This is a genomic window from Sinorhizobium sp. 7-81, assembly GCF_030124405.1.
Classification (GTDB): domain Bacteria; phylum Pseudomonadota; class Alphaproteobacteria; order Rhizobiales; family Rhizobiaceae; genus Sinorhizobium; species Sinorhizobium psoraleae.
In genome coordinates this window covers 389491-401046 of sequence record NZ_JASKLT010000002.1, presented here as the reverse complement: position 1 = coordinate 401046, position 11556 = coordinate 389491, and the positions used below count along the sequence as shown (strand labels likewise).

Here is an 11556-nt window from a genome sequence, read left to right as displayed (position 1 = left end):
TTTTCGCTTGTTGCCGCATGGGGTTCGGCTAGTCTGAAGTCGGCTCTTTCTGTGTTTTAGCCGGTCAGCCGATCACCTTCTGGGCCTCGGCGACAATCCACTCGCGCACCTTGGCGACAGTCGTGCCTTTTGACGCCTGGCCCTCGGCGAGGTAGTAGTTCCACGCGCTCTTGGTCCGGATCTGGAACGGCTCGACGAGCAGGCCACGGTCGATGTAGGTCCGCGCAAGCGACTGGGTGGTCACGATGCAGCCGGCGCCGCTCGCCGCCATCTCCAGCGCGATGTTGGTGGAGTTCGTGGAAAGCCGCTTGTCGTTTGCGGATGCGTCGATGCCGAGCGCATCGGCCATGTCCTGCCAGAACTCCTGCCGTCCGTGCACGGCGATCCAGTTCGATCTCAGAACGTCCCCCGGCGTCTTAATGGAATTCTGGCCGTGGACGAGTTGCGGCGCGCACAGAAGCACGAGCCTGTCGTTCCACAATTGCATGCCGTTTGCCGGCATATTGTCGAAGCGACGGATCGAAATGAGGATATCGGCGATCTGCTCGGTCGAATCCTCCCAGATCGTGCCATGCAGAAGGATTTCGACGTCAGAATGTTTCCTGCTGAAACCGGCGACGCACTTTGCCAGCCAATTTTCGGCAAGGCTCGTCGGGCAGGAGATGACCACAGTTTTGTTGCGCGCTGAAGCCAGGACGGCTTCCGTGGCGAAATCGATCTGGGTGAGTGCCTGACGCAGGGTGGGAAGAAAGGCCTCCCCCATCTCGGTCAGCTTGAGGCTCCGCGGATAGCGGATAAAGAGCTGGCGCCCGAGATATTGTTCGAGCGCGCGCACGTGATTGCTGATGGCGGCCTGCGTATAGCCCAGTTCGTTGGCCGCCTCAGTGAAGCTTAGATGCCGGGCGGAGCACTCGAAGGACCGGATGTAGTTCAATGGCGGTGGCGGCTTCATCTGAAGTTCCCTTTTTGCACGACGCTAGCCCGGCCGCTTCCGCACTTGCAAGTCGCAAGCGCGCCATGACATGGTTTTTTTTGGCCATTGCCGCCGAACTTATCATGTGAAGACCGGTGCATGATTGGCCATAGTTTCAGTGAGGCGGAACACAAAAGCGCAAGTATCCACGACCGGGCATCTTATTGCCCCCGGTGGGTGGATGCATTGCATGAAAGGCAGTTCTCGATGAGTGACAGACGCGGCGGCGGACGGCGATCGCGGGCAACCCGGGGCGGCGGCGGCATCTCACAGCTACCATGGCAGGAGGTCGTCAATACCTATACCCCGATGAAGCTTGTCGATGAGGAGCGTATAGAGGCGCTTCATCGCAATTCGATACGCATTCTCTCGGAAATCGGCATCCGCGTCATGAGCGAGAAGGCGATGACGCTGTTCGAGAAGGCGGGCGCCATCGTCGACCGCGAGAACCTGACGGTCCGAGTCGACGAATCCATTGTCGATGCCGCACTGGCCACCGCACCGTCCTCCTTCACGCTTACCAGCCGCAACCCGGCGAAGCGGCTGACGGTCGGCGGCAATACGATGGCTTTCGGTCTCGTGGCGGGCCCGCCGAACGTGCACGACCGGATCAACGGCCGACGGCAGGGTAATCTGGCCGATTACCAGAACTTCACGCGGCTGGCCCATTACTTCAACGCGATCCATATTCTTGGAAACCAGGTCTGCGCACCGATCGAGCTGCCGGCCAATTCGCGGCACCTCGATACCTACAACGCAAATCTCACGCTCAGCGATCTCTGCTTCCACTGTACCGCTATCGGCCGCGGGCGCGCCGTCGACGGCATCAACATGATGGCAATCGCGCGCGGCATCAGCGTCGAGGAGATGCGCCAATCCCCCGGTGTCATCACCATCATCTCTGTGAACTCGCCGCGGCTTTTCGACGATGCGATGGCTGACGGACTAATCGCCATGGCCGAGCACGGGCAGCCGGTGACCATCACGCCCTTCACACTCATGGGCGCCATGACGCCGGTGACGCTGGCGGCGGCGCTCTGCCAGCAGAATGCCGAGGCGTTGTTCGGCGTCACGCTCGCGCAGCTGGTCAATCCGGGGACGCCGGTCATGTACGGCGCGTTCACGTCCAACGTGGACATGCGCTCCGGCGCGCCAGCCTTCGGCACGCCGGAGAACGCCAAGGCGAACGTCATCGCGGGCCAGCTCGCGCGACGATACAAGCTTCCGTATCGCACATCGAACGCCAACGCCTCGAACGTCGTCGACCTCCAGGCCGCCTATGAGACGGAGATGGCGACCTGGGGTGCGGTGCTTGGCGGCGCCAACCTCATCTATCACGCTGCGGGATGGCTCGAAGGCGGATTGACGGCGTCCTATGAGAAGCTCGTGCTCGACGTGGAGATCCTGCAGAACATGATGGGCTTTCTCGCGCCCATGCCCTTCTCCGAGGACGATCTCGGTTTCGAAGCCATCAAGGCGGTACCCGCCGGCGGGCACTTTTTCGGTTCCGAACACACGATGGCGCGGTACGAGACGGCCTTCTACCAGCCGATGCTGTCCAACTGGCAGAACTACGGCAGCTGGCAGGAGGCGGGTGGGCGCGATGCGCTGGAGCGCGCGACCGACATCTGGCAGCAGGCCTTGCGTGAATACGAGGAGCCGGCACTCGACCCGGCAATCCGAGAAGAGCTCGATGCCTACATGATCAAGCGGCGCGCGGAGATCGGGGCGGGCGAACCTTGAGGGGGCCGATGAAGGATACGCAGGAAATCCGCTTTGCAGTTTTGATGTTTCCAAACTTTCCGCTGATGGCCTTCAGTTCGATCATCGAGCCGCTGCGCGCAGCCAACACACTTTCCGGCAGGCGCTGTTATTCCTGGATCACGGTCGCCGCCGGCGAGAAGATCAAGGCGTCGAACGGCATAGGGATCGAGCCGGACTTTCATGTGCGCAACGCACCCGAGGTCGACAGGATCATCGTGTGTTCCGGCGGGGACGCGGAGCACCTCGTCGCGGATGAGGAGATGGCGTGGATCCGCAAGAATCTCCGCTCCGGTGCGCAGCTTGGCGCGGTGGCGGACGCGGCCTTCTTCCTCGCGCGCAAAGGATTGCTCGATGGTCACGCCTGCACGCTGCACTGGACGAGCCAGCCTGCCTTCAAGGAAGCATTCCCGCATCTCGACATGCGCTCGGATCTCTATGTGATCGACCGCCGCCGCTTCACCTCCGTCGGCGGCATCGGCAGCCTCGACATGATGCTGGACATGATCGGACGGGACTATGGCGCCGAACTCGCCGACGGTGTCGCCGGCTGGTACATGCACAGCCCGTTGCGCCCGGATGCGGACCGGCGAAAGCTGACATTGCGTATCCGGAGCGGCATCGTCGACGACCTCGTCCTTTCCGCAGTGGCGATGATGGAAGATGCTATCGAGGACGTATTGCGCATCGAGGATCTGGCCAGCCGGCTTAACGTCTCATCCGACAAACTCGAACGCGCCTTCAAGGCCGAAGTGGGCGTATCGCCCAACGCCTATTATCGCAATCTGAGGCTGGGTCATGCCGCAGACATGCTGACGCATTCCAGTCTCAAGGTGAATGAAGTCGCCGTCGCCTGCGGCTTTGGAAATGCCGCAAACTTCTCCCGCGCCTTCAAGCAGCAGTTCGGATACGTGCCGCACAGCGTTCGCCGCCGCGTCTCGCGGGCGGGCGAGGCGCCCCGCGCAGTCGCGGGGCTGAAATAATGAAACTCTGCGGATTCCAGCATAGAGACTGCGGAATCCGCGCAAATGCGCGCTCCGACTCTTCTCCATCCTGCTGGAAAAGGAGAATGTCATGAGCATTGTTGTATTCGACCCCGACAGCGTGGACGATGTGGACTTCAAGGACCGGATGCGCCATCCGGAGGCAGCCGATCCGGCCGGCGGCATGTGGCTTTCGGACACGGAGCCGTCCTTCATCGACGCCGACGCCTTGCGCAAGGGGCGTTTGAAGAAGCTTCGCGACTGGATGCGCGCGGCCGGTTACGGCGCGGTGGTCCTTTTCGATCCCTATAACCAGCGCTATGCGACCGGCTCCCGAAACATGTTCGGGTACTTCCTCCGCAACTCCACCCGCTATTTCTTCATTCCCGCCGAAGGCCCGATCGTTCTCTTCGAATATCCGCAGAGCTATCACGTCTCGATGGTCCTCGACACGGTCGATGAGGCCCGCCCTTCCAAGCTTGTCTGGTCCTCCGTCTCCGGCAAGGACGACGAGACCGCCGGGCCGTTCGCGGACGAGATCACCGACTTGCTCAAGCAGCATGGCGGCGGATCGATGAAGCTCGGCATGGACCGTTGCAGCCATCTGCAAGCCGTGGCGCTCGAAAAGCGCGGCTGTGAGGTAAAGGACTGTCAGGGCGAAATTCTCGCCGTCCGGGCAGTCAAGACCCCCGAGGAGATCAAGTGCCTTCAGGTTTCCATGGCCGGCGCAGAAGCTGCAGTGGCCGCCGTGCGTGAAGCGATCAAGCCGGGCGTTTCCGAGAACGAGCTCTTCGCGATCATGTATCACGAAGTCATCCGGCAGGGCGGCGAGTTCATCGAGACCCGACTGCTGAGTTCCGGCCAGCGGACCAATCCCTGGTTCAACGAGGCGAGCGGCCGGAAGATCAGGCCGGGGGAACTCGTTGCCCTCGATACCGACACGATCGGCTGCTACGGCTATTACTCCGATTTCTCGCGCACCTTCCGCTGCGGTCCCGGCAAGCCGACGCCTTACCAGAAGTCGCTCTACCGGATGGCCTACGAGCAGGTTCAGCACAATATCGATATCGTCAAGCCGGGCATGGCCTTTCGCGAGATCGCCGAAAAGGCCTGGAAGATACCCGACCGCTTCGTCGATCAGCGTTACACGTCGGTGATGCACGGCGTCGGCATGCATGGCGAGACGCCGTTCATAGCCCACGCGATGGACTACGAGACCTATGGTCGCGATGGGCACCTCGTGCCCGGAATGGTCGTTTCCGTCGAGAGCTATATCGGCGAGAAGGGCGGTCGCGAGGGCGTGAAACTCGAAGACGAAATCCTCATCACGGAAACCGGCACGGAACTATTGTCGCGCTTCCCCTACGAGGATGAATTCCTGAGCGGGGAGATTTGATGAAGAAGCCGTTACGGATCGAGCGTCAGAAGGTTGCCGCTCTTTTCATCGATCTCCAGGAGGAGCATCGCCACGACGAGCGTTATCTCGTCGAGGGGTACGACGCGGTTCTTCGCAATGCCGCCCGCCTTCAGGATTCGGCGCGCCGCAACGGCATTCCCGTCTTCCACTGCGCCTACATCGTCGATCTGGCCGACCATGTCCGCCCGTTCCATCCAATCGGGCCGGACGGGCGCTCTGCGTTCAGTGATAAGGACGACCCGCTGACGGCGATCTGTCCCGAAGTCGCTCCGCGCGCGTCGGAGCGACTGCTTGTGAAGAACGAAGCAAGCGCCTTCGGGAAAAGTCCACTGATTGGCGAATTGCGCGACGCAGGCGTGCAATGGCTGGTGATCGCCGGTGTCTGGACCGAAGCCTGCGTCGACGCGACGGTCAAGGATGCGATCAGTCTCGGCCTGCATGTCCTGCTCGTCAAGGACGCCTGCGGCAGCGGCGGTCTTGCGATGCACCAAGCGGGTATACTGAATCTTGCAAACCGCCTCTATGGCGGCGCGGTCGTCGACACGCAAGCCGCGTGCGCCCTGCTGGAGGGCAGCACCGTCGAAGCGTGGCAGATCGAAGGATCCGTTCCCCTGCGCTTCACTTTTGAGACTGCTGCCGAACTTTACAGGGAACTCTAGGCAATGAAAGGCTGGCCGTAACGAATGGAAATCGTCCGGTTCATCATCGACAATCTGGACATCATAGGCACGCGGGCGCTCGAGCACATCTCGATCGTCTTTCTGGCGGTAGGGATTGCGATCGCGACGGCGGTACCGATCGGGATTGTCATCACGCAGTCGAAGAGCACGGCCGACACCGTTCTCTATCTTGCGTCAATGATGATAACCGTTCCGTCGATCGCGCTGTTCGGCCTGATGATACCGCTGCTCTCGCCGATCGGGCACGGCATCGGCTATGTCCCGGCGGTGGTAGCCGTCATTCTCTATTCCCAGCTCCCCATCATCCGAAACACCTACACCGCCATCACCAATGTCGATCCGGCTCTTCGCGAGGCCGCGAAAGGGATGGGCATGAGCACCTGGCAGCGTCTGCGGCAGGTCGAAATCCCGCTCGCCATACCGGTTATTATGGCCGGCGTGCGGACAGCCGTCGTCATGAACATCGGCGTGACGGCGATTGCCGCCTATATCGGGGCAGGCGGTCTCGGCACCTTCATCTCGCGCGGTATCAGCCAATCCGATCCTCGTCAGTTGGTGACCGGCGCACTTGCGGTCTCACTGCTTGCGATCGCGGCGGACCTTTTCCTCGCGCTCGTGCAGCGCCTTCTCACATCACGCGGCATCCGGTGGGAGGTCACGCCATGATCCGGCTCGAGAACCTGACGAAACACTACGGTCCGGCGCATGATCCTCTCGTTGCGGTCGACAACGTAAGCTTCGACCTCCCCACCGGCGAGATCTGCGTGCTGCTCGGCCCGTCGGGTTGCGGCAAGACGACGACGATGAAGATGATCAACCGACTGATCCAGCCGACCAGCGGCAAGGTCTTCATCAACGGCAAGGACACCAGCACCGTCGATCCAATCGAACTCCGGCGGTCCATCGGCTATGTGATCCAGCAGATCGGCCTGTTCCCAAACAAGACGATCGAGGAAAACATCTGTGTGGTGCCAGATCTGCTCGGCTGGGACCGCCGCAAGTCGCGCGCTCGAGCGAAAGAACTCCTCGAGCTTGTGGGTCTTCAGCCAGACCTTTTCCTCAAGCGCTATCCGAACGAACTTTCAGGCGGCCAGCAGCAGCGTGTCGGCGTCCTGCGCGCGCTTGCGGCCGATCCGCCGGTCATGCTGATGGACGAGCCGTTCGGGGCGATCGACCCCATCAACCGCGAAGTCATCCAGGAGGAGTTCCTGAAGATGCAGCGAGAGATCCGCAAGACGATCATCTTCGTCTCGCACGATCTCGACGAAGCGGTGAAGATGGCCGACAAGATCGCGATCTTCCGTAGCGGCAAGCTCGAACAGTATGCCGCGCCGGACGAGTTGCTCGCCCGGCCCGCGAACAGCTTCATCGAGGACTTTCTGGGCTCGGACCGGGCGCTCAAGCGGCTGAGGCTTGTCTCGGTGCGCGACGCCATGGAGACGGACTTCATCACGGTTCGGCGCTCGGATTCGCTGGAGCATGCCCTTGAGCGCATGCGTTCGTCGCGCAGCGCTGCAGCCTTCGTCCTGAACGCCGATGGCGTGCCGGAATCTCTTCTGAGCGAGCAGGCGGCAGAGGTGCGCTCCGGTACCGTGGGCGATCATGCCGAACCGGTAAAGGCTGCCGTGCCGACCACCGGCGATCTGCGGCAAGCCGTGTCGCTGATGTTCGCGCACGACATGCCGCTGCTGCCCTGCGTCGACGAGGCCGGGCGGATGGCGGGCGTGATGAGCTACCGGTCCATCGTGCATAATCTGGGCCACGGGGGGAAGGCATGAGCGCTCTTGTCGACCAGGCCGCACCGCAGCAACGCCACCGGGTCGAAATCGCACCGATGATCGTACTGATCGTTCTGGCCGGAACCGTCGTCTGGCTATGGTGGAGCGGCATGGCTGAGGAGATCCTCGCCTATTCCGATGACATCTCCTATCTCGCCGTTCAGCACCTGGAACTGGTCGCTTGGGCTGGAGGCCTTGCCATCCTTGTGGCCGTGCCGGTCGGCATCGTGCTTTCACGGCCTGCCTTCCGCTTCATTTCGGAGGCGGTGATGCAGATCTTCAATATCGGCAGCACCGTGCCGACCCTTGCGATCCTGGCGCTCTCCATGACGCTGCTCGGTATCGGTACGGTGCCCGCAGTCTTCGGGCTCTGGGCGGCCACCCTCCTTCCGATCGTGCGCAACACCTATGCTGGCTTGCGCGCGGTGCCGCCTCACCTGGTGGAAGCCGCAACCGGCATGGGCATGACGCCGCGGCAGGTTTTGTGGCGCGTCGAACTCCCAAACGCCCTCTTCGTGATCTTCGGCGGCATCCGCACGGCGCTAGCGATCTGCGTCGGCTCCGCGCCGCTGGTCTTTCTGATCGGCGCGGGCGGGCTTGGCGAACTGATCTTCACCGGGATCTCGCTGGACGAACTCCCGATGATGATGGCCGGGGCCATTCCCACGGCAATGATCGCGGTCCTGGTCGATTTCGTATTCGGCCAGGTCCAGTACTACCTCGTCCCACGAGGCATCAATCCGTTGCGATAACAAAAACGAGAGAGGAACTGAAATGAACTTCGCACCGAAACTTGCCAAAACCCTTCTGTCAGCGGCGGCCATCGCGCTCGTCGCGACCTCCGCCTGGGCAGCGACGCTTACCGTCGGCGGGAAAAACTTCACCGAGCAGCTGATCATCGCAGAGATCACCAAGCAGCTCCTCGAGAGCAAGGGCTACACCGTCGACAAGAAGGACGGCATGGGCACCAAGATCGTCCGCGCCGCATTGGAGAACGGCGAGGTCGATCTTTATTGGGAATATACCGGGACATCACTCATCACCTTCAACAAGGTGACGGAACGGCTTTCGCCGGAGGAGACTTACAACCGCGTCAAGAAACTGGATGGCGAAAAAGGCCTCGTCTGGCTGGCTCCGTCCGCGGCGAACAACACCTACGCCTATGTCATCAAGCCGGGCAACGTCAAGACGGAAGGCATGGAGACGATCTCCGACCTCGCCAAGGCGTATAACGACGGCAAGGAAATTCTCATGGGGACGACGGCCGAGTATCCCAAGCGCCCCGACGGCCTGATCGGCTTGCAGGAGGTCTACGGTTTCGAGGCCGGGCGCGCCAATGTGCGGCCGATGGACCTTGGTCTTGCCTACAACGCGCTCGCCAATGGTGATCTTGACACGATCGCCGCCCAGGCGACCGACGGCCAGATCGCAGCACTCGGCCTGAAGACGCTGAAGGACGACAAAGGCTTCTTCCCGAACTATGCGCTGACCCCCGTAGTGCGCAAGGAAGTCCTCGACGAGAATCCGGATCTCCAGGGTACGCTCGAAGCGGTCTCGACAAAGCTCGACGATGCCACGATGCAGCGTTTGAACAGCGAGGTCGATGTCGAGAAGAAAACCATCGAAACCGTGGCCGCCGACTACCTGAAGTCGCTCGGCATGTAAGGCCACGCTCTTCGCGTCCTATCGAATGTCTCGCCCGCCTGCAGGTTCTCCCGCAGGCGGGAGGGGAAGGTGCGTGCCGGAAAGCCGGGCGCCAAATGCATGGCTCGGCCAATGCCGGCCACCTTTTTGAGGAACCCCGAGAATGGTCAAGATATCAAGCGTCCGCGTCCGCCCGCTCGTCCTGCCGCTGAAGCAGCCCTACCACTGGTCCTACGGCATTCGCGAAGCATTTGCCGTCAATCTCATCGAGGTCGAGGCGGATGACGGCACGATCGGTATCGGCGAGTGCACGGTCGCGCCGGATCAGACCGGAACCGCGGCCATCCTTCACCGCCTGGCCAACCATCTTGTCGGCCATTCGCCCCATGACGTGGCGCCGCTCATCGCGCGCATCTTCCATCAGGAATATCTCGGGCACGGCGCGAATATCATGCGGGCGGCCAACCAGATGTTCTCAGGTATCGACATGGCTATGTGGGACCTTCAAGGCAAGCTCGCCAGCCTGCCCGTGCACCAACTGCTTGGCGGGGCGCACCGGAAGGCGGTCGGCTACTTTTATTTCCTTCAGGGCGAGACCGCCGAAGAGCTTGCGTGTGATGCCGCCGTTGGTCATGCCCAGGGCGAGCGGGTCTTTTATCTCAAGGTCGGCCGCGGCGAGAAGCTCGATCTGGAGATCACCGCGGCGGTTCGCCGCGAGATCGGCGACGCGCGCCTGCGCCTCGACGCAAACGAAGGCTGGAGCGTGCATGATGCGATCAACATGTGCCGCAAGCTCGAGAAGTACGACATCGAGTTCATCGAGCAGCCGACGGTGAGCTGGAGCATTCCCGCCATGGCGCATGTGCGTGAGAAGGTCGGCATTCCGATCGTTGCGGATCAGGCGGCCTTCACACTCTACGATGTGTACGAGATCTGCCGCCAGCGGGCCGCCGACATGATCTGCATCGGCCCGCGCGAGATCGGCGGAATACAGCCGATGATGAAGGCGGCCGCTGTAGCGGAATCCGCCGGGCTGAAAATCTGCATCCATTCTTCCTTCACCACCGGGATTACCACCTGCGCCGAGCACCACATCGGGCTAGCCATCCCCAATCTCGACGATGGCAACCAGATCATGTGGCAGCTCGTCCAGAAGGATATCGTCTCCTCGCCTGACCTGGCGCCCAGGAACGGCTGGCTCGATGCCTTCACGAAACCGGGTCTCGGTTTCCAACTCGCCGACGACCTCGTCGTCAAAGGTGAAAGACGCTACGCGGCAAGCCGATGACCACGGTCGGAACATCCCGGGAGATAATAGAGGCGGTTTGCCTGTCGGCGCTGACAGGCCATGGCGCGACTGTCGATAATGCGCTCCCCGTGGCGCAGGCGATCGCCAGGGCGGAGGCGGACGGCAATCGCGTCTGCGGCCTCTACTATCTGCCGATTTTCTGCAGGCATTTAACGGTCGGCAAGGTCGATGGAGAAGCCGTTCCAGACGTGACGACACGCGGTGCCACGGTCTCGGTCGACGCACGGTACGGCTTCGCGCATCCTGCCATAGCCGCCGGCATGCCGGCCCTGATCGGCGCCGCACGCGGCGCCGGCGTCGCGGCCATGGCAGTGCGCAACTCCTACAATTGCCTCGCGCTCGGCCATCACATCCTCCCGCTCGCCGATGCCGGCCTGATCGGCATCTGTCTGTCGAATGCGCCGGCGTCCGTCGCGCCGCCGGGCGCGACGCGGGCGCTCTTCGGCACGAATCCGCTTGCCTTCGCCGTACCTTCGAAAGAGGGGGCTCCTCCCATTGTCGTCGACCAGAGCATGAGCGCAGTCTCCAAGACGGAGATGATCCTGCGCCGCAATCGCGGAGAGGCGATACCGACCGGCTGGGCACAGGACAAGCATGGGCAGCCGACGACCGACGCGGCCACCGGCCTGGAAGGTTCGCTTCTGCCTGCTGGCGGTCGCAAGGGCGCCAATATCGCCCTTCTCGTGGAAATCCTTGCTGCCGCCCTGACCGGTTCGGCGCTGAGCACAGAGGCGAGCGCCTTTGGAAACGACGAGGGCGGCCCGCCGCGCGTCGGGCAATTCCTGATTGCCATCGATCCCGATCATTTCTCCGCCGGGCACTCTTGTGAAGCCGTTGACGGTTTGATGGCAGCTCATGAAGCCGCCGGCGTAAGGCTTCCCGGACACTCCGGACGAAAGCGGGCCGTTTGCGTCGATGCCGACCTGTGGCAGGCGGCCCTGCGGCTTTCAAAACCGGAAGGCGCGCCCAGGAGTCTCAATCGAACTGAACAACACAGCGACGTCAATCGTC

General features: G+C 62.1%; 10 protein-coding genes and 1 pseudogene. 10 read left to right on the top strand and 1 reads right to left on the bottom strand.

All coding sequences use genetic code 11. The features are described from left to right. Positions 1-64: 64 nt before the first annotated feature. A complete protein-coding gene (locus QN224_RS09120; RefSeq protein WP_283976394.1) occupies positions 65-952 on the bottom strand; it encodes a LysR substrate-binding domain-containing protein in 888 nt (295 codons plus the stop codon). Between the two features lie 228 nt (positions 953-1180). On the opposite strand from QN224_RS09120, the gene QN224_RS09115 reads away from it, so the two are divergent. From QN224_RS09115 to QN224_RS09070, 10 genes and pseudogenes are all read left to right on the top strand, one after another. Further along, positions 1181-2716 carry a trimethylamine methyltransferase family protein gene (locus QN224_RS09115; protein ID WP_283976393.1) on the top strand — a complete coding sequence of 512 codons (1536 nt, stop codon included), beginning with the start codon at positions 1181-1183 and terminating at the stop codon, positions 2714-2716. An 8-nt stretch (positions 2717-2724) separates the two neighbouring features. After that, complete coding sequence (locus QN224_RS09110) at positions 2725-3717, top strand: GlxA family transcriptional regulator (RefSeq protein ID WP_283976392.1); 993 nt, start codon at positions 2725-2727, stop codon at positions 3715-3717. Positions 3718-3808: 91 nt separating this feature from the next. Continuing rightward, positions 3809-5113 (top strand): Xaa-Pro peptidase family protein, encoded by a 1305-nt coding sequence (locus QN224_RS09105; RefSeq protein WP_173511871.1) that lies wholly within the window; start codon positions 3809-3811, stop codon positions 5111-5113. Then, a complete protein-coding gene (locus QN224_RS09100; protein WP_283976391.1) occupies positions 5113-5793 on the top strand; it encodes an isochorismatase family protein in 681 nt (226 codons plus the stop codon). Before QN224_RS09105 ends, QN224_RS09100 begins: the two co-directional genes overlap by 1 nt. 24 nt (positions 5794-5817) lie before the next feature. Beyond that, complete coding sequence (locus QN224_RS09095; protein WP_173511869.1) at positions 5818-6480, top strand: ABC transporter permease; 663 nt, start codon at positions 5818-5820, stop codon at positions 6478-6480. Then, positions 6477-7592 (top strand): ABC transporter ATP-binding protein, encoded by a 1116-nt coding sequence (locus tag QN224_RS09090; protein ID WP_283976390.1) that lies wholly within the window; start codon positions 6477-6479, stop codon positions 7590-7592. Before QN224_RS09095 ends, QN224_RS09090 begins: the two co-directional genes overlap by 4 nt. Next, a complete protein-coding gene (locus QN224_RS09085; protein WP_283976389.1) occupies positions 7589-8344 on the top strand; it encodes an ABC transporter permease in 756 nt (251 codons plus the stop codon). The genes QN224_RS09090 and QN224_RS09085 overlap by 4 nt, the downstream gene beginning before the upstream one ends. Before the next feature lie 22 nt (positions 8345-8366). Further along, entirely contained in the window at positions 8367-9257 is an 891-nt protein-coding gene (locus QN224_RS09080; protein WP_283976388.1) for a glycine betaine ABC transporter substrate-binding protein, read from the top strand. A 142-nt stretch (positions 9258-9399) separates the two neighbouring features. After that, on the top strand, positions 9400-10524 hold the full coding sequence (locus QN224_RS09075) for a mandelate racemase/muconate lactonizing enzyme family protein (RefSeq protein ID WP_283976387.1): 1125 nt from the start codon (positions 9400-9402) through the stop codon (positions 10522-10524). Next, positions 10521-11429 (top strand): annotated as a pseudogene (locus QN224_RS09070) (Ldh family oxidoreductase); the annotation flags it as partial. The gene QN224_RS09075 and the pseudogene QN224_RS09070, both read left to right, overlap by 4 nt. Between the last annotated feature and the right edge of the window lie 127 nt (positions 11430-11556).

Bases quoted from the DNA above. Each gene is read 5' to 3' on its own strand.
- QN224_RS09120 (WP_283976394.1), bottom strand. From the start codon at position 952: ATGAAGCCGCCACCGCCATTGAACTACATCCGGTCCTTCGAGTGCTCC.
- QN224_RS09105 (WP_173511871.1), top strand. From the start codon at position 3,809: ATGAGCATTGTTGTATTCGACCCCGACAGCGTGGACGATGTGGACTTC.
- QN224_RS09090 (WP_283976390.1), top strand. From the start codon at position 6,477: ATGATCCGGCTCGAGAACCTGACGAAACACTACGGTCCGGCGCATGAT.
- QN224_RS09115 (WP_283976393.1), top strand. From the start codon at position 1,181: ATGAGTGACAGACGCGGCGGCGGACGGCGATCGCGGGCAACCCGGGGC.
- QN224_RS09075 (WP_283976387.1), top strand. From the start codon at position 9,400: ATGGTCAAGATATCAAGCGTCCGCGTCCGCCCGCTCGTCCTGCCGCTG.
- QN224_RS09080 (WP_283976388.1), top strand. From the start codon at position 8,367: ATGAACTTCGCACCGAAACTTGCCAAAACCCTTCTGTCAGCGGCGGCC.
- QN224_RS09100 (WP_283976391.1), top strand. From the start codon at position 5,113: ATGAAGAAGCCGTTACGGATCGAGCGTCAGAAGGTTGCCGCTCTTTTC.
- QN224_RS09095 (WP_173511869.1), top strand. From the start codon at position 5,818: ATGGAAATCGTCCGGTTCATCATCGACAATCTGGACATCATAGGCACG.
- QN224_RS09085 (WP_283976389.1), top strand. From the start codon at position 7,589: ATGAGCGCTCTTGTCGACCAGGCCGCACCGCAGCAACGCCACCGGGTC.
- QN224_RS09110 (WP_283976392.1), top strand. From the start codon at position 2,725: ATGAAGGATACGCAGGAAATCCGCTTTGCAGTTTTGATGTTTCCAAAC.